This is a genomic window from Mycoplasma tauri (assembly GCF_016925555.1).
GTDB lineage: Bacteria > Bacillota_I > Bacilli_A > Mycoplasmatales > Metamycoplasmataceae > Mycoplasmopsis > Mycoplasmopsis tauri.
Map to the genome: position 1 here is coordinate 295,734 of NZ_CP070479.1, position 20,039 is coordinate 315,772.

The 20,039-nt window shown below is 27.0% G+C and carries 14 protein-coding genes; 12 read left to right on the top strand and 2 right to left on the bottom strand.

Annotated features, from left to right (window positions below; genetic code table 4):
* Positions 1–63 precede the first annotated feature (63 nt).
* The 9 genes from JS510_RS01280 to JS510_RS01320 are packed head-to-tail and all read left to right on the top strand — an operon-like array spanning position 64 to position 14,382.
* Complete coding sequence (locus tag JS510_RS01280) at positions 64–2,241, top strand: P68 family surface lipoprotein (protein WP_205517569.1); 2,178 nt, start codon at positions 64–66, stop codon at positions 2,239–2,241.
* A 59-nt stretch (positions 2,242–2,300) separates the two neighbouring features.
* Complete coding sequence (locus tag JS510_RS01285) at positions 2,301–3,509, top strand: thermonuclease family protein (protein ID WP_205517570.1); 1,209 nt, start codon at positions 2,301–2,303, stop codon at positions 3,507–3,509.
* Between the two features lie 8 nt (positions 3,510–3,517).
* Positions 3,518–5,620 (top strand): ATP-binding cassette domain-containing protein, encoded by a 2,103-nt coding sequence (locus JS510_RS01290; RefSeq protein WP_205517571.1) that lies wholly within the window; start codon positions 3,518–3,520, stop codon positions 5,618–5,620.
* The gene (locus JS510_RS01295; RefSeq protein ID WP_205517572.1) at positions 5,604–6,671 is read left to right on the top strand and encodes a carbohydrate ABC transporter permease; all 1,068 of its coding nucleotides are present in this window, start codon (positions 5,604–5,606) and stop codon (positions 6,669–6,671) included. Before JS510_RS01290 ends, JS510_RS01295 begins: the two co-directional genes overlap by 17 nt.
* Positions 6,610–7,596, top strand: a complete 987-nt coding sequence (locus JS510_RS01300) for a carbohydrate ABC transporter permease (RefSeq protein ID WP_205517573.1) — start codon at positions 6,610–6,612, stop codon at positions 7,594–7,596. The genes JS510_RS01295 and JS510_RS01300 overlap by 62 nt, the downstream gene beginning before the upstream one ends.
* Before the next feature lie 11 nt (positions 7,597–7,607).
* Positions 7,608–7,886 (top strand): hypothetical protein, encoded by a 279-nt coding sequence (locus JS510_RS01305; protein ID WP_205517574.1) that lies wholly within the window; start codon positions 7,608–7,610, stop codon positions 7,884–7,886.
* A 7-nt stretch (positions 7,887–7,893) separates the two neighbouring features.
* Complete coding sequence (locus JS510_RS01310; RefSeq protein WP_205517575.1) at positions 7,894–12,609, top strand: hypothetical protein; 4,716 nt, start codon at positions 7,894–7,896, stop codon at positions 12,607–12,609.
* Positions 12,610–12,623: 14 nt separating this feature from the next.
* The gene (locus tag JS510_RS01315; protein WP_205517576.1) at positions 12,624–14,168 is read left to right on the top strand and encodes a Vmc-like lipoprotein signal peptide domain-containing protein; all 1,545 of its coding nucleotides are present in this window, start codon (positions 12,624–12,626) and stop codon (positions 14,166–14,168) included.
* A gap of 25 nt (positions 14,169–14,193) precedes the next feature.
* Positions 14,194–14,382 (top strand): hypothetical protein, encoded by a 189-nt coding sequence (locus tag JS510_RS01320; protein ID WP_205517577.1) that lies wholly within the window; start codon positions 14,194–14,196, stop codon positions 14,380–14,382.
* Positions 14,383–14,677: 295 nt separating this feature from the next.
* Here JS510_RS01320 and JS510_RS01325 read toward each other — a convergent pair whose 3' ends face one another.
* Positions 14,678–16,738 carry a coiled-coil domain-containing protein gene (locus JS510_RS01325; protein WP_205517578.1) on the bottom strand — a complete coding sequence of 687 codons (2,061 nt, stop codon included), beginning with the start codon at positions 16,736–16,738 and terminating at the stop codon, positions 14,678–14,680.
* A gap of 225 nt (positions 16,739–16,963) precedes the next feature.
* Positions 16,964–18,352, bottom strand: a complete 1,389-nt coding sequence (locus JS510_RS01330) for a YitT family protein (RefSeq protein ID WP_205517579.1) — start codon at positions 18,350–18,352, stop codon at positions 16,964–16,966.
* Positions 18,353–18,436: 84 nt separating this feature from the next.
* On the opposite strand from JS510_RS01330, the gene ftsY reads away from it, so the two are divergent.
* The 3 genes from ftsY to rpmG all read left to right on the top strand — a co-directional run bounded on the left by ftsY (position 18,437) and on the right by rpmG (position 19,978).
* Positions 18,437–19,507, top strand: a complete 1,071-nt coding sequence (gene ftsY / locus JS510_RS01335) for a signal recognition particle-docking protein FtsY (protein ID WP_205517580.1) — start codon at positions 18,437–18,439, stop codon at positions 19,505–19,507.
* Positions 19,491–19,724, top strand: a complete 234-nt coding sequence (locus tag JS510_RS01340; protein ID WP_205517581.1) for a sigma factor-like helix-turn-helix DNA-binding protein — start codon at positions 19,491–19,493, stop codon at positions 19,722–19,724. The genes ftsY and JS510_RS01340 overlap by 17 nt, the downstream gene beginning before the upstream one ends.
* A gap of 101 nt (positions 19,725–19,825) precedes the next feature.
* Positions 19,826–19,978, top strand: a complete 153-nt coding sequence (gene rpmG / locus JS510_RS01345; protein ID WP_205517582.1) for a 50S ribosomal protein L33 — start codon at positions 19,826–19,828, stop codon at positions 19,976–19,978.
* Positions 19,979–20,039 lie beyond the last annotated feature (61 nt).

The window sequence follows — 20,039 nt, forward strand, 5'->3', positions numbered from 1 at the left end:
AAATATACTCATGTATTTTCAGTTGTTATTAATTCAAATTTTTTAAATAGGAAGTATTATAACATGAGTAAGAAAATTATATTAAACTTAGGAGCCGTGGGCACAATTATTTCGTCTGCTTCTCTTTTTGCTATTTCTTGTGGAAGTAATAAATCAGGAGATAAAATACAAAATGAAGATTTTTACAATCCAAGCGATAATGAAGATTATAAGCGTGAAAAAATAGTTATTGGCGCAGGCTTTTCACAAGGAAAAGCTCAATGAAATGCTGTTGAAAAAATTGTTAATGTTTATAATGAAACACAAAAAAATAGAAAAGGTTTCAAGCCTGTAACATTATTAAGATATGGTAATGATTATGGTTCAAACACAACCACTCTTATTGCAAACTTAAAAGCTAATAAAAAGAAGGATATTCCAAATTTAATTTTCAACTACGCCCCAACTGCATCAGCTATTGCTGATAAAGAAATTTCTAACACTTTTGGTGGGAAAAATATGTTGTTAAATTTTGAATCTCAAGATAATGAATTAAGCACAAATATTAATATTTTTCACCCTAATTTCCAAACTCAAAATAAAAACACAGAAAATGTTAATCCTGATGGAACATACATTATTCCAGCTTTAAAATCTACTGTTGCTATGGGTATAAACGCACCAGTTTTAGGTTATTTAATTTCTGAAATGAGTAGTGATTCTTTAGGTGATAGAAAAATGAAAGTTGATGAAAAATTTAAAAACAGTGAACTTTATAAAAACATTATAAGTAATAGTCAAAGCGATAAAGATAGTGTTAAAAAACTATGAGGTTCTGTTGATTCTAATGCTAATTTCTCATCAATTACATTAAGTGAAGATACATTTGCTTCTATGGAGGAATTGCTTAAGTTTGGTGATGCTGCTAAACAAGGATTCACTACAGCAAAAACTAATAATAACATTAAATTCTTGGGTGTTGATGACCCTGCATCATTCCCACAAATTTATGCATTTGCTGGTGTTAACGGAAGACTAAGTAACTTTTTCGTTTCATCAATTAAAGAAAATGGCAAAGTAAAGATCAGTTATAATAATTTCACTAACCCAGATAACCCAGCCATTAAAACATTGGGTAATATCTATTCAAAACTTAAAGAAAGTTTTGAAAAAGGCAGTGTTGCGCTTTTTGGTGGTGGAGAATATACATCATCTCACTCTATAACACATAAAATAGCTATTGGTATAGGTTCAACAGCGGGATATAGTTATAATTTTACAGGTAGCGACAAGAAAATAACAACTTTTGAACTTCAAGGATTAGGAATTCAAGAACAACTTAATAATAAGACTTATCAAAATGCTGGAAAAGGCAGTTATGAATATAAAGATAATACTAGTAAAAAACAAACAAAAGAAGTGCTTAAGTTTGGTGGATATGGTAATAATATACTATTTTCAACTGACACACCAAGTGGTTATGATATAAAATCATCTGATGCTGAAACTGATAAAAAAATTACTGAGTTATTAAAGAAAATCGCTAAATTTGATAAAAGCATGACTAATGGCATTTTAGTTTTTCTTGATGAAAAAGATGAAAATAATAAAAAAATGTTAAGTCCTGTCATTGAAAAAATAGGTAATGTTGAGAAAGTAGAAAAAGATGGCACTGTTACCAAATCTACTATTTATTATGTAGATGGAAAAGATAGTAAATTAACTAAAACTGAGATCACTAACACTGGAACACTTCAAGAAAATGAATTTATTTCATTAGAAGCTCCTGGGAAATGACAAAAAGAAAATACAAAAAATATTGTTTATGGCCAAGGACCTTCTCTTATTGGTGTTAGAACAAACAAAGAGAATGATGATGCTACTAGAGCCTTTGTTAAATGATTAACTTCTGATGAACAAGTTGATTTTGATGGTGAAAAAATGAAACCATGACAATATTTAGGCCAAAAAGCTTCATATATTTTCCCTGTACAAGGTTTTGAAAATATTAATTTATCTCGTGAAAAGAACGGTTACATAAAAGTTGCTCATAAAGGATTTTCTGAAGCTGTTAGAAAAGGTTCTAATTATGTAATTTATGATGAATTAGCTGGCAAAAATTCTGATGCATTTAGAAAAGAACTAGGTCAAGCATTTAAAACTGTTTATACAAAAATTAAAAATAATGATTCTGATAAACCTGGAAGCTTTAATGATGAAATAATTACTAAAGTTTCTTCAAAAATTCGTCAATTTAAATAATTTAGTTGATAAATAAACGAGGGTTCCTCGTTTATTTATGTAAGAAAGAGAACAAAAAAATGAAAAAAATAATTGGTTCTTTATGTGCATCTTTTACACCATTAGGCGCTTTAATTGCTATTTCATGTGGTAATTCGACAAGTTCTATTTCTAAGGAAGATTTCTCAAAATATGAAGTTAGTGATGATTTTGTAAATGTTTCGAATGCTCATCGTCAGAAAATTATTGAAAAAATTAATGCTAATAATTTTAATTACAAAAATGCTATTCCAGAATTATCAAAAGATAACAAAAGATTATTTTCTATAGGAATGGATTCAGATGGCTATTTTCTATACTTTGAGAAAAAAAATGTTGATGATGTTCCTAAAGGTTTTGCTCCTGAAGAACAAAAAGATGTTACAATTAAACGCCCTATAACTTATAGTTTTATTGTTGTTAAAGCGGATCAGGTTTCTAAGAAATTTAATAAAGTTTCCGGTACTCAAGTTACACATAATGATAGTATTAATTTTACCCTTCATGCAACAAATTCTATTTATACTTCATTTGAAAAAATAAAACCATATGCTTTTGAATTTAAAAACATCGATTGAGAACCATTAAAAGGTATTGTTTTTGATGGCGAAATTGTTAATCATAGCGATGGTGACACATTTACTGTAAGAGTTGAAAAAATTGATCAATCTAATACTAATTATAAGGTTGGCCAAGAAGTTAAAATTAGAATAAATGGTATTGATACACCAGAAAAACAAGTAGGCGGCAGAACAGCAGATGATTTTGAAAGATCTTATGCTGAATTAAGTTCACGTTTTGGCAGAGAAACTTTTAAAACAGGACAAAAGGTTAGAGTTTTTTACACTGGAATAGATGCATTTGGAAGAACTGTTGGTGATATATTTTTTGGTGATAAATTCCAATATTTATATTCTTTAGAAATAACTAGAGCAGGATTAACGTTACCAGCATATGATGGAACTCTTATATCATTAGTTGATAATATTCCTAATAAAAAAAATATTGAACACTACTTTTCATGACAAGCTGCGCTTGCTATGAAACAAGCTATTGAAATGAAAAACGGTTTTTATAAAACATTTGAAACTCCTTTTGAAGTTGAAAGAATATACCGTATGAAATCAAACACCAAATGACGTATCTTTTTTAAAGATTCAGATGAAAACATATTTACGATAAATGATTCAGAATATGCAAAAAGTAAAGACTTTAAAATAGAAGAGATGTCATATAATAATATTAATTAAGGAAAAATATGATTTGAATAAGAAAAATTATTGATAAACTTAAAAAATCATCTGCTAAAATGAAACCCAACTATAAATCTGAATATGATAGGTTGGTTAAAAAAATTGAAACAGATGATATTGATGCTGAATCAATTCCAGCAATAGAACTTAAGAATGTAATTATTGACTTTGGTGAAACATTAGCTGTTGATGATGTTAGTTTCAAAATACCAAATGGAAAATTAGTTACACTTTTAGGTCCTTCTGGTAGTGGTAAAACAACTACCCTTAATGCTATTAGTGGACTTTTAACAGTTACTAGTGGTAATGTATATTTTAATGGCAAGGATGTTACAAACCTATCTCCACAAAATAGAAAATTAGGTTTTGTTTTCCAAAACTATGCACTTTATCCACACATGAGTGTTTTTGACAATATTGCATTTCCACTTAAGAATGATTCTGTATGACAAAATAAGATATTAGATAGAAAAAATAGAGCTATTTTAAAAATTAAAAACATTTATTTAGGAACATTAAATGCTGAGCAATCTGAAATTAATGAAATAAATAGACTTTGAAATATCTATGAAAATATTTCAAAGGAAACTGACTATGAATTAGCTGAATTCATGGTTAGAATTAATAAAAACATTGAAAAAGCTAGAACTGATTACAAATTAGCTAAGATTCACTTAAATGGTGAGTTATCTACTATTTCAAAAACAATTTTAAAAGCTCATGAAAGTCTTAAAAAATCTTCACAGACAAAGGTTAATCTTATCAAAAATTACTTTAATCTTATGCGTGCTAATAAAGAAATTAAGCATGAAAGTGAATACCCAAAATGTGAATTTTTAGATCAAATTGATATGTCTCTTTTACATAAAAAAAATGTAAAAGGTATTAATGAAGCTCAAGCAGAATTTAACAAAATAGAAAATAAGATTTTAGAATTTTCAAAAATTGACACAAAACAATTTTCTGAAAAAACTCAACTTAAACTTGTTAAATTAGAATCTAAATTAATTAAAACAAGCTTGTACTACAAATATTGTCTAAATACATATAAAGCAATTGAAAAAAATGAAAAAATAATTAAAGATACAAAACAAGCTTTAACTATAGCTAAAAAAGAAGATAGAAGAATCAAAGCTGAAAACAAAAAGACTAAAAAACAACTTATTTGAAATAATAAAAATATGCGTTATTTAGCTTACAAAGCTTTTAGTGATTTTAGTAACAAAATTTACGAAAAATACAATATTAAAAACGTTATGGCTGAAGATCGTCAAAAGAAAAATGCTCCTTTAACTGAAGAACAAAGAAAGCAAATTATTGAACATTCTAAAGATATTATTTCAATTAAAAAAGCTATCTTTAATGAAGTTATGGAAGTAGCTAAAAGAGTTGAAATTCTTCCTATATTACAGAAAAAACCTACAAGATTATCTGGTGGTCAACAACAACGTGTTGCTATTGCTCGTGCTATTGTTAAAAAACCTGACATTCTTTTAATGGACGAACCATTGTCAAACTTGGATGCTAAATTACGTATTTCAACAAGACAATGAATTAGAGATATTCAAAGAAATCTTGGTATTACAACTGTTTTTGTTACTCACGACCAAGAAGAAGCTATGTCAATTAGTGACATTGTTGTCTGCATGTCAACAGCTAAAGTACAACAAATGGGCTCACCATTAGAGTTGTATAATAAACCAAGAAATAAATTTGTTGCTCGTTTCTTAGGTATGCCTGAAATGGCACTTTTCCCTGGAGAGTACAATAACAATAAATTAACTGTTTTAAATCAAGAAATAAAAAATGTTTATTTCAAAAATGCTGAAAAAATGACATGTAATGTCGGTGTTAGAGCTGAAGACTTTATCATTAAATCAAGCAATGAAAGAAGTCAATTTTCAGGTGTTATAAAAACAGTTGAAAACTTTGGTAAAGAAAGTAAATTGATTGTGAATATTGAAAACGTTGGTGAATGTAACTTCCTTGTTGACAATTCATATGCATATGAAATTGGAGACAAAGTTTACTTCGATATGCCTGTTGAAAAGCTTCATATTTTTGATAGCATAACTGACGAAAGAGTTGAGTATGAAATTAAAAAATAAACATTGAGCTAAAATATCTCATAAGTCACCATTTTTAGCTAAAATGGCAATGGAAAAACAAGCAGAAAACAAGACTGAATCAGTTTCTGAATCAGTTGTTCTTAAAAGAACACCATCTTGAAAACCATTGTCTATGCTATTGCCGACTTTTATAATTATTTTAGTTTTTACAATCATTCCTTTATTTATCAATATAAAACATGCTTTTTATAAAACTGATGATAATTTGCAAATGCATTTTACATTAGAGCATTATAGAAGTCTTATACAAGATCCATTCTTTGCTGTTGGGGTTAGAAACTCATTGATATATGCATTGATTGTTTTACCATTTGTTATGGCAATATCACTACTTATATCATCATGTATTGCTTCAGTTTATAACAAATCAGCTAGAGGAATATGACAAACAGTTTTCTTCTTGCCATATATAACAAATATTGTTGCAATTTCACTTTCATTTATACAGTTTTTTGCTCCAAATGGTTTATATAATAATATTGTTGGATCTAACACAGCATGACTAGAAAAAGGTGGAACATATAATTTTGAAGCATTATTCCCTATGCTAGTTAATGGTGTTTGATCTGGACTTGCATTTAATATTTTAATTTTTACAACTGCTATGTTGTCAGTTGACAAAAACCTCTATAAATCAGCGTCAATTGACGGAATTGGTGGTATTAAACAATTCTTCACAATTACATTACCATCTATTAAATCAACAACAACATTCTTAATTACAATGGGAATTATTAATGGTATTAAAGTATTCCCATTAGCATTGTTTAAAAACGATACAACATTAGCTACTGCTAATGGTGCATCTACTTTAATGCTATATGTTTACCATATGACTAATACTGGAAATGATGCACTTGCTTCTGCATCATCAGTTGTGTTATTCATTATAGGATTAGTTTATTCACTTCTTATTCGTAGAGGTTTTAATGCAGTTATTTTAGCGTCAATTAATTTAGGAGAGTCAAATGTTTGAAACAAAATTAAAAATTCGCCGGTGATGATCGAATATCAAACTAAGAAAGAATAGAGAAACTACAGCACATCAGGTTCGTGATAAGTCTTTATTTTCTCTTGTTACATGAACATTCTTAAAAGTTGCTGTATTGACGCTATTTGCTGCTATTATTCTTTTTCCGTTCTTTTATATGATAACAATATCATTCATGCCAAAGCATCAAGCAGATTTGCTTAATTCTGAATTTTCTTTCTGACCTAGATATTGAGATAAATCAAACTATAGTGATGCTATAAATAGTGGAAATGGTCAAGGAAGTGGATATTGATTTGCTTTTGGACTTACATTAGCAAATGTTGTATTCTCTATTGCTGCAAAAATATTTGTAACAATGTTATGTGGTTATGCATTTTCACTTAAAAAATGAAGAGGTAAAGAGTTTGTCTGAGGTCTATTCATGTCATTACTTGTTTTACCTGAAGTTGCATTACTATTTGGACAATTTAAAGTAGTTGCAACTATTGATAATAAGACTGAAATCTTAAATAGTTTTATTGGTGCAATTTCTATGATAGCTCTTCCATTTGTTGCTTCAATTTTCAACGCTTTAATGTTTAGAAATGCTTTTGAAGCAATTCCAGGAAGAATTAAAGAAGTTGCTATGGTTGATGGTTGTGTTGGTGGTAAGTATTTGTTTAAAATAGCTATACCAATGGTTCAACCTACTACATTAACAATTATTATTCTTACAACTCTTGCATCTTGAAACTCATACTTATGACCATCATTATTATTTGCTTCTAAGAGATATGAAATTATGTCAGTTTGATTGTTCAATGTTGGTCGTGTTGAACTTGATGGTACAACTAAAGTTCTTCAAAGTGTTAAAATGGCTGGTGCTGTGCTTGTTATTCTTCCTATGTTTATCTTCTACTTCTTATTTAGAAGAAGAATTATGAATGCAATTTCAAGACAAGGTAGTGCAATTAAAGGTTAGGGGAGCGTAAGATGAAAAAAGTAAACATAAGATCAAAAACAATTTGTTGAGCTTTTTTAGGTATCATAGCAATAGGCATATTAATTTACTCTTCAATTGTGGTTCATAATTCATTGAAAATTTTAGAACTTGCAAAATGAAGTGACCTTAATCCACTATATTTAGATAATGCTAATTATCAAATGTCGTATGCTATTGCTGGAATTACGATTTCTATAATCGTTGTATTTATAAGTTCATTTGTAACTTATGCAGGAATAAAAAGCTGAAATTATAAAGCAGTTTTATAGGAGATTTATGAAAAACAAACTTAAAATAACTTTACCATTAGCATTTAGTGCATCAATTCTTACTCCTCTTATTTCTGCTAGCTGTTTACATAAGCTTGATAATACATACCATGGAGCTAAACAATTAGTTGATGCTAATCCTATTCAAAAACTTGATGGCCGGAAGATTATTAATGATAGAGTTTTAGAACTTAGAAAATTAGCCAGAGAAAGTCAAAAAGAATCAGATAGACTGAAGCAACTATATTTAGAAAAGAAAACAATAGCTGATCATCTTGCTAATTTAACTAATGCTAATAATGCTGAATATAAGTCATTTGATCATATTAGTAAGAAAAGATTAGCTGAAATTAATGAAGCATGAAAATTCATAGAAGAAAAAGCTAATGAAATTCAAAAATTAAATGCTTGAGTTGCAAAAAACAAAGAATATGCCCTTGAATTAACTCAAATGAGTGATATAAGTGATGACTTTAGTTACTACCTTTTAAGTAATTTAAAAGCTCAAAAACAGTCTCTTATTTCAAAAAATAAGTCAGAAATTAGTGCAATTGAATCTCAAATTTCTGCCTCACAATCTGACTTACAAAAATTAGCTGATCATAATGCTAAAATTGCTAAATTACAAAGTGAAATTGATTCGCTTAATAAATTAATTCAAGAAAAAAGAAATGAAGTTACAACATCTATTGATTCTATAAAAGATGCACCAGAAGGATCAGAATCTACTGATTGAGAAAAATGAATAGAAGAGTTAAGAAGTTACAAGATAAACATCTTAACTAAACAAATGAATGAATTGAAGTACATCATTAGTCAAAATGAATCTAAAATTAGTAACTTAAAAAACAAAATATCTGAATCTAAATTAGATATTAATGCAAATGATGAACATATTTCTAAACTTAATAAATTAATAGAAACATACAACTTAGAGATTCAAAATTTATCTAATTCTAGTGATCCCGAAGCTAATAAAGACGAAATTGAAAAAATCAAAGGTTATATAACTTCAGTTCAAAACTACATTAAGATTATCCAAGACATTAATGAAGCTAATAAAAAGACATATGGCGAAACTATTGATAACAGTTCTGAAATCAATAGCAAGATTGATAACTTATCAAAAGAAGCTGATAAATTAGAAAAAGAAATCATTGAACTTGAAGCTAAGCAAAATCAAATTCCAGAAATAGCCGAAAGAAGAATTAAAATTAAATCCATTTTAAGAAAAATTTCATATTCAGATCCAAGTTATGAAATGATTTCTCATTCAAATGAAGCTGAAATTCAAAAAGAAATTAAAGAATATGAACAATTATTGGCAAAATATCAAGAATGACATAATAAATTAAAAGCTCAAAATGAAAAAGAGTCAGTTTTAAAAGAAGTTGAAGAACACATTAAGAAAATTCAAAAAGCAATAGAAGATACAAAAACAGAAAATTCTTATGAATTTAAAACTTTAACTGCTGAAGAAAAAGAAAAATTACTTTCTGAAGTTAAAAACATAAAAAAAGAGATCAATGAAATTAGTAAAAATAATGGCATAGATCCTGAAAATATCATTGTTAAAACATATTTACATGAATCTCTTGTAGAAAAAATGTTTATGTATCCAGTTTACATGATCAGACTTCTTGAAGAAAAAAATACAGAATTACAAAAAACTCTTAACAACCGTGATTATAGTTTAATTACAAACATTAAAGAGCTTGAAAATAATAAATTAGCTAAAGAAAAAGAATTAAAATCAGTTTCTGCAGATTTAGATTCTATTAAAGCTAAAGCTGACCAATCTCAAGATATTATTAATAAAGCAAATGAATCATTAAATGAAATTAAACAAAAAAATGAAAATCTTGATAAAGAGATTGCTGAAATTGATGAAATTAAGAAAATAGTTGATAAATATGATGTTTCTTCTTTATCTCCTGAAAAACTTGAAGAAATTAAAAAAATAAACTTGCTTAATTCAATTGACTATTCTCCATTTGCTTCCTTAATTGAAAGAGAAAGCAAAAATATCAAAAACAATGAAACAAGAATGGAAGAAGTTAACAAGTTAATTGATCAAAATAATGGAAAAACTAAGGCAGCAGAAGATAAGATTGCAAATTGAATTCATTATATTTCATCAAATGAATATGTTCAAGCTTACAAAAAATATAAAGAGCTACACAATTCATACTTAAAATTAGAAGAGTTGCAAAAAATTCAACAACGCAAAGATGATTTAGCAGAATTTGAAAATGAAATTCAAATAATTGATTCTTCATTAAGAGATGAATTAAGTACTAAAGCACAAGAGTATAAAAAAATTCTTACACAACTTGAACAAGCAAAAAGTGCTTTAACACCTGAACAAAAAACTCTTGATGACTTAAATTCTGCTATTAAGGCTAAAATTGAACAGAAAAAGCAAAAACATGCTGAATTTATAGCAACAACTGAAAAAATTAATCAATTAATTTCTAACAAAGAATCATTAAATGATGAAGAAGTTAAAAAGTTACTTCCTGATAATTATGTTGTTAATGTTGAAGACGATGAAAAAATTCAGAATGTAATTTTAGAAATTCATAGAGAAAGACATAAACTTTTTGAAGCTGATGTTCAATCATTAGATCAAGAAATTACAAAAAATCAAGCATCTTTCAATGAAAAAACAAAACAAGTTGAAGATATTAAAAATTCAATTGCTAAATTTGAAAAAGAAATTGAATCAACTCCAGTAGAAGTTAAAAGTCGTTATTCTTTCATTAAAGAAATTTTAAATCCTCTTTTTGAGGACAGACAAATAAATATTAACTATTACTACAAGGAACTAGCTAAAGATTTAGGAATTGAAATTAATGAAATTGAAAAACTTGAATTATTAGAAAGAAATAAAGAGCTAAATAAACAAATTAATGAAAAATTACAAAAAGATATTAGTGATTTAAATATATTAATTGATAAATTAGCTAACGAAGTTGCTAGTGAATTTGTTTCTATACATTTAATTGATAAATTCAACCAACAAAGAGATAAAGTTGCTAAACTTACTGACGAAATCAGTAAAAATCAAGGAAACCAAGAGTTAGTTAAAAAATTAACTGCTGAATTAGAAAAAGAAAAGAAAAATTATGAAGATTCAAAAATCGAATTAATTAAAGGATTTTCTGATTCTGATATGGTTAAAACTTTTGGATCATATGTTGAAGGTGTTATCGAGAATATTGAAATAACAAAAGAAAGCGATAAAAATACACTTACAAATTTAGCAGAAGAAAATCAAAAATTAAAACATGAAATTGAAAAGATTCAAAAAGAAATAAGCGCAGAACAAAAAAGAATTCAAAAACTTCAAGAAAACCAAGCTGAAATTTATAAAATCAAATATATTGTTCATATGAATGAAATTGAATCTGCTAAGAAAATCTCTGAAATTGTTTCGAAATACAAAGATGTAGATTTGGTAACTTCAAAAGCTTTAGAAAGCAAAAAAGAAGAAGAATTTCATAAAGAAACATTAGTTGATATTCAAAAAGAAGCTGATGAACTTAAGAAAAAATCAGAAGAAAAACAAGTTGAAGCAGACAATTTTAATAAAAGAGCTGAAAATATATTATCAGTTGCCGATAAATTGCATTATGAAATTTCACATGCAAAATACTACACATATTATTCAGACTTCACTGAACTTCAAATTTCATTTAAAAACTTAAGTCTTTTAGCTACTGAAAAAATTAATGCAGACGATTTAAGAAGTATTTTATATAGTTACTATGATGGAACTCCATTCCTAACATATTTATTACAAATTGAAGATAAGTTCATCAAGGAAAACTCATTGTTCTCATCTAACTTGGGTGAAATTATTGCTGTAAAGAACATTTACAACAAAATTGATAACTACTATTTGGATACTTTAAAAACTTATTTAAATAAATTAGAAGATAAGAGTTTTAATTCAGTTTACAAAAACACACTTAAATTTTTAAAAGATAATAGCGTTAAAGTAAACGGTAAAAACTTTAAAAAGTTTGGATTCCTTAAAGGATATCAATCAGCACTTCCTATTTTATCATTCTTACAAAACAAGGAAACATCATATTCAATTTATATTAAAAATCCACCATTGTTTAATGAAAAAATAGTACCTGGTAGTGATAAATGAAAAGAATATATCAATGACCCTGTTGCATTCATTAATAATAATAGTAACTTATTTGCTGATTTAAGCAAAATTGAAGATTTAACACATAAAGAATCTTATGAAGAATATATTAATGAAATGAAAGATTATGGCGCTTCATTACCACAAGTTGCTCATTTAGTACAAACTTTATTATTCTTAACTTCAGAAAAAAGACCTATTTACTTATCAGCTCGTTATGTACAAGTTGAAGAGAATAAATATGAAATCAGATTCTATCTTGAAGTATTAAAAGAAAATGCAGATCCAAATAAATTAGAAAGTTATGATGTATATGATATTTTTGGAAACCTAAATATTAATGATAAAAATGCAAAAGTACTATCTTCACCACTTAGTTATAGTGAAATTAGTAAAATTTCATCTTTACCAGCATCATTTAATAACTTAGAAAACATTACTAATTACAAAGATATTGATAATCATGCTTCACTTAATGAAATTAGAAGCTTTATAGACAAAATTAATAAAGGAAGCAAATTGCTTATGCTTGAGAGAGACATGATCAAAGAAATAAATTAAAATAAAGGAAAGATATGAAAAAAAATAAACTACTACTATCATTAGCACCAGTTTCTGTTTTTTCTATAGCAAGCATTGCTGTTTCATGTAAAAATGATAACCAAAAACCAGAAAATGGAACTTCTAATGAAGAAGCTAAACCATCTACACCAGATACTCCTGCTCCTGTAGATCCAAGTACTCCTAAAACAGACGATAATTCAGGAACTCAATCAACTCCTACTCCTGAGGAAGATAATAATCAATCAAAATCATCCGTGATGAACTATTATTCTTTATTAAAAGATAAAAAAGTTAATGAATTTACTCAAAAAGTTAGTGAATATATAAATTATTTAGAATTCTATTACGGTTTACAAAATTATGTAGATAATTTCTATTTATTAGATGATTCTCCTTCAAATACTTACTCAAAAGGTAAAGATGCACAAGGTAAAGAAATAGAATTAACTGAAAGCGAAAAAAAATACATTCCTTATCTTATTGAAATAAAAGATTCATTAAAAATGGCTAAATCTCTTTCTAAAGATTCTAATAATGCAGCATATATAAACGCTGTTTTCAACGATTTCTCTAATAAAGTTATTACAAAATTAAAATCAATAGTAGATTTTAATACATCAGTACTAGCTGAATTAGAAAAATTAAATGATGACACTGAATTATCATTAAATGAAGAACAAAAACAAAAACTTGAAGAAAAGATAATTTCAGCAATTGATGAAAATAAAGGCAAATCATTATTAGATAAGTATGTTAGCATTCAAAATGTTATAAACGAATATCTTTTTGAACAATTATATCCTAAACAATATGAAAGATTAATGGCAATAAGTCATTTAACCGATGATGAGAAAGCAATGTATGATGAAAAAATAAATGCAATTTGAGATAGAGTACAAAGTCTTGAAGGTTTTGATTATTCTAAATATGGTCATTTTGGTTTATATAAATCAGCAATGCAAGAAATTGAAAAACTTATTGAAAAAGCTATGGTAATTCCAATTTCTAAAACATTACATGACATAATGTGAAAAAATAAATTTGATAATTTAGCTAAAAAAGTTTGATCTAATAAAAACTTTACATCTGAAGATCGTAACGATTTGTTGCGCCTAATAGATGAAGAGTATTTTAAAGCCATTAAAAACGGAAATTTAGAAAAAACTTATAATTATATTAATAAATTAATTGAAGATCAAATTAAATCAAAAGAATCTTCTGATGATAATTCATCTGCTGGTGGAACTTCAAGTGGAACAGAAACAATTAAACAAGATCAACCTGGTAATAGTGATTCTACAGCTAATAAAAAACTTGAAGAAGCTAAATTAGAATATGAAAATTTATCAAGGAAATTTAAAGAAGAGGCTGAAAAATTAGAACCTAAATTATCTAAAAATGGAGAACTTAAAACAGAATTTTTAAAATATAAAGCTGAGGCTGAAAGACATATTGATAACATTTCTTCTCAAAATAATGATCCAATAGAGAAATATCAACTAGTTAATGAGGGTATTAAAAAAGGTTTAGAAGAATTGAAAAAAAATTGAAGCTAAATTAAATGAGCCTATGACATCTGATATGAATAGTGAAAGTTCAAGCACTTCATCTTCTAGTACATCAGAAGAAGGAACTCCAAGCTCAGATTCATCAACAACCTCAGAAGGATCTTCCGAATCTGAAAATTCTGTTGATAGTGGTTCGCAACCTTCAACTGTAACAAGTCCAAGTTCACCATCTGGAACAACAGAAGAACAACCTGCTCCTTAGTATTTAAATTCCAGACTATTAAGGCAAAAAATTAATATAAAACTTATTTTTAAAATATACATATATTTATATTATTTAAATCATGATTAAAAAACACATAGCCAATTTATAGGTTTATGCGTTTTTTTATTTTATTCATCTATCAAGTAAGCAAAAATTATGCGAACAAAAAAGACACATTTATTGTGTCTCTTTTATATCTTTTTTATAGAGTTTTTAGTAAATTCACTTGAAAACGAAATTAATGTTTATTTGTTATTTAATTAACATTTTATTAATAACAACAGATTTATTTTTATTTATTTTTAACTGGTTTAGTATATGAATTTTGAACAGAACCTGAATTTAATGAAAATTCTAGTTTTGTTGTTATGCCTCATTTATTCCTAATATGTATTGGGTATTCCCCTGCATCATCACGTATTAATACTTGATCGATTGTATATTTTTTATCGCCTTTTTCATTAGTTAAATCTACAACACATTCGATATGATTGTCTTCCTGATTCTCGGTGTCAGTTTGTTTATATATGAAGTAAGTCGAATTAGAAGGGTTTTGTTCACTACTATAAGGAATTCTAAAATATTCTTCATTTGTTAGTGAATTTTTAAATATAATTTCGCAAACTTTTGAATTATCAATAACGCGTTTAAGTTGTAATTCCCCAATAGGAGCTTCATGAACATTAAAAATAACTTTTTTTGTGTTTTCGTTAACCACTCATTCTAATCTCTTAATTCATTTTGATCAAATTATTCCAGCTTTTAGCTTTTCGGCTTCTTTTTCAAGTATTTTAATTATTTCATCAATTTTATATATTTCACTTGGATGATTAATCTTTCTTACTTCACTTATTCTAGTCTGTTTACTACCAGGTGAAGTATAGTCATTGTTTTGTATTTTTGTCTCTGCTTCTTTTTTTCTAAATTCTAGTTCAGCTCATTTATCATCATCTTTTGCTTGTTCAAAAATTGATTCAATTTCACTTAATTGTTCAACACTGTTAATTAGATCAATTCTTCCTTTATATTGATCTTTTTTATCTTGTCCTAAGAATTGAAGTTCTTGAATTTGATTCTTACCATTATCTTTTGCTTGTTTTATTCTTGCTTGAATGTCAGCTTGTTTTGCTCTTTCGACAATTTGATGTAATTCGTTTTCGTTACTTATTCTATCAATCTCACTCTCAAATTGATTTTTCATTTCTGACTCAAGATAAACAAGTTCCTTAATTTGTCTTTTAGCATCATTTTTAACTTTTCAAAGCTGAGCTTCTCGTTTAGCATCTTGTAATATTTGTGATACATTATTTATGTTATCTGGTTCGACTATACTTGCAACATTATTTTTAATCTCTTGTCTTCTTGTTTCAGGTATATCGATTAGTTGATCAATATTTAATATTGCTTGCTCTTTTTTATCTTTTAATTCTTTGTATTGTTCATTTTTAGCTTTAGCATCTTGCAATATTTGTGAAATATTGCCAATTTGTTCTGGTGTTGTGATATTTGTAATTTGATCTTTATATTGGTTTTGAATTTCTTGAGGTAATTCATTCAATTCATTAATATCTTGTGTTGCTTTTACTTTATTTGTATTAAGTTCTTGATATTGTTCTTCTCTAGCTTTTGCACTTTGCACAATTTCATCAATTCTAGCTGAATCATCTGGATTATCGATTGCTTCAATTTGTTGTTCGTAATTAGCGCGTTCATTAGATGGCAGTTTAGATAATGAGTTTAGTTCATTTTTCTTGGTTGTTTTATTTTGTTTTAGTTCTTTGTACTGTTCATTTTTAGTTTTAGCATTTTCTAATATTGTTTCAATTTGAGTAGAATTTTTAGGATTATTAACTGCTTCAATTTGCTGTATGAATTCATTTTGAAGTGGTTCTGGTAAATCTGTCAATGTACTTACTTCAGCTTTTTTATTAATTTTTTTTACATTTAATTGTTCTTGTGTTACTGTTTGATCACTTTGTTGATCACTTTGTTGGTTACTTGTTTGTGAACTGTCATCAGAATTAGTTTCATTTAATCTTTTAGAATCCTCTTGTTTTGCATCTTCAACAATTTCATTAATCTTTTCATATTCATTTGGATTATTAATGGATTCAATTTTTGATTTATATTCATCTTTTTCAGTTTGAGATATTTTTGTTAAGTTTTCAATAACAGCGAATGCATGATTTTTTTCGTTTCTTAAATCTGTTTCATTTTTCTTTGTTTCAAATGATTTTTCTTTTTCCTTTGGTTTTGCTGCAAACACCAAAGATGCTACCACTGCTGAAATGGCTGAACTAATTGTTAATATGCTTGCAATCACCACTAACTTCTTACGCTTATTTTTTTTCATGAGTTCCTCTTATTTTTATAAAGTTATGACTGCATTCATTATATATATATATATATATATATATATGAGAAGCAATGGGGAAAAAATGTGCAAATTAAAGAAAGCAAAAGAAGTTTTTCGAATTATAAATTTATGTAACTTTCTAGTTAATCAATTTTTTGTATTAAAAAAGACACATTTATTGTGTCTAATTTTATGTCTATTTTGTAAAGCTTTGGGGGAAAATTAATTTTCAACAAAAGATGTGTTAAATGATCCTTTAACTTCTTCAACTGGCTTAATTGCAACCCATGCTTTTGGATCAATTAATTTTATATCATCAATTAAATCTTTTGATTCAAGATATAAAAGTGTTGTTGAAATAATTTTAATGTCAGAGTCTAAATAACCGCTTCTTGCTGTATAAATTGTGTATGAGTGTCAATATTTAATATCTTTAAGATATTGAAGTATATCTTCAGGATTTTTGCATGATATTTCAAGAGTAACTTTTTTGTATTTTGGATAAAGAATTCCAAGAAGAACATTATTAATAATTATGTATAGAATTGTAGAAAATTCTCTTAATCCAAAAACAGTTCTTGGTGAAATATATCTTTCGGTAAATTGTTGTTGTGTAATATTATTTGTAGCATCTAAAACTAATTTACCAGTCATTTTTGTTTCTTCAGAATTGATTGTTAAGTAATCTTGTCTAACAAGTGATAAATCAATAGCTTCAGAATGTGGAGCTGCTATACCAAAAACTAATAGAAATAATGACGTTGAGCATAAACTAACCATAAGCATAACTGCAGCTACATTTTTTTGCTTTTTAGTTGAAAAATAGTAAGCAATTATATCTGTGCCACCTGTTGATCCTCCATTTTTTCAAGCAATAGCAACAGGAATACCAACGCAGATTGATCCAAGAACACCATTAATTAAAATTGGTCAACCTGTTGAATTTTCAAGAAATATAGAGGTAGTTGAGCCATCTTCATTTTTAAAGTTTATAACAATATTTTTATATCAACCAGAAGCTATATTTGTGTATTGTAATATAAAATTCTTTACTTCTGGAATTGTGTAAATAATATTACTTATAATTTGGAAGGACATGAATGCAACAGTCAGCAATATGAAACTCCGTTTAACCTTAAATCCAAAACCAAGCAATAGTGGTATATTTATTCCAACATAAAGCAAAGCAAAGTATGGATCTAATTGAACTCCTCTACTTTTAGCTATTAAGATAGCCAACATTGGGAATCCAGATAAACCGCTCGGGATAGTGTCACCACGATTTAGAAATGCAAGAACTCCAAAATTAAAAATCATAGCAGCTATAAAAATTAAAATAATTCTTTTACAGTATAAGCGAATTTGTCTTTTCTTCACTTGTTTATTATTTTTATGTAAAGAATTATTGTCATAAGCATATCTTGCCATTTTTAATTTTTTATAATTATCACTTCCAAAGTATGTTTTGTATTCTATATCATCTTTATTTTTGTCAAAGTCTTGAAGTTTTTGTAAATTTTCTTTATGTTTTTGTTCTAACTCTTTTTTTCTTTTTGTTAATTTGGTTTCAAGAAAATTTTTGGTCAGTTTGTTATTTGAAACATTACTCATAATGAGTAATATTATATTAATTAATATATTAATTAAAAATAAATAATTTAAAAGTATTAATAATAATTAATATAAAATAGAGACATGGGATTTTTTAATTATTTAAAAGATAAGCTTTTTGGTTGAAAAAAGAAATCAAGTGATGAAAAAGTTGCATTAAAAGAAGCACAATTAGATAAACAAACTGAAGAAGAATTAATTAAATCAAAAAAATTAGAAAAATACCAAGCAGGTTTAGATAAATCAAGCTCGCTCGGTCTTAAAATTCTTGATTTACAAAATAAGCATAAACAAATTAATGAAGACTATTTTGATGAATTAGAAGAAATTTTAATCATGTCAGACATTAGTGCAAAATTAGTTTATGCAATAATATCGCATATTAAAAATGAAGTTAGATTACGTGATTTAAGTGACACTAAGGATATTGGTGAATTAATAGCTGACCAAATGTTTGTTATTTACACAAATAATAGTGTTGTTGATACTACACTTAATGTACAAGACAATAGATTAAATATAATAATTTTCATTGGTGTAAACGGCTCTGGAAAGACAACAAGTATTGCTAAATTGGCCTATAAATATATAAAAGAAGGAAAAAAAGTTTTAATTGCTGCTGCTGATACATTTAGAGCAGGAGCTGTTGATCAATTAGGAATTTGGGCACAGAGAGTTGGTGCAGAAATTGTTAAACCAGTAAAAGAAGGTGTGGATCCAGCTAGTGTTGTTTATAGTGCACTTGAAAAAGCAAAAAATGAAAATTATGATTTGCTTTTAATTGATACTGCAGGGCGACTTCAAAACAAAATTAACTTGATGAAAGAACTTGAAAAAATGTATGGTATTATTGCCAAATTCCAAGAAGATGCTCCACATGAATGTTTGTTAGTTCTTGATGCAACTACTGGACAAAATGGAATTAGTCAGGCAAAAGCATTTAGTGAAGTAGCAAAACCAACAGGAATTATTTTGACCAAAATGGATGGAACTTCAAAAGGTGGAATTGTATTATCAATAAAAGATGAATTTGACTTAAATGTTAAATTTATAGGCTTGGGTGAAAAATTAGATGATTTACAAGAATTTGATCTTGACAATTTTATTTATGAAATGACAAAGGATTTAATTGACAAGGATGAAGAAACAAATTAACGATATTAGAAACATTGAATATTGATGTCATCTTTTTGAAAAATATGAAGGTTTATTAACTCAAACTCAGAGACAGGCTTTTAAACTTTATTTTTATGAAGATCTTTCATATGCTGAGGTTGCTCAAATAACAGCAACCACTAGGTCAGCTGCTTATGATAGTGTAAATAAAGCCATGAAAAAGTTAGAAAAAATAGCAAACAGCACCACTGATTAACTAATTTTCAAACTTATTATTAATAAAAAATCATTTTTCTTATAAAATATATAAATATTTAAATATTTTATTAATCTAGATTAATTTATATGGAGGTTCTTATGCCAAGAGATGGATTTACATTTGCTTGTACAGAATGCAAGATGGAAAACTACATTAGCAAAAAAAATAAGAAAAATACACCTGAAAAGGTTGAACTAAAAAAATATTGCCCAAAATGTAATGCAAGCAAAGTTCACAAGGAAAAGAAATAATATTAATAAGCAAGTATGCTTATTTTTTATCATTTTTTTAAACTTTGTACTTTAGTATAAT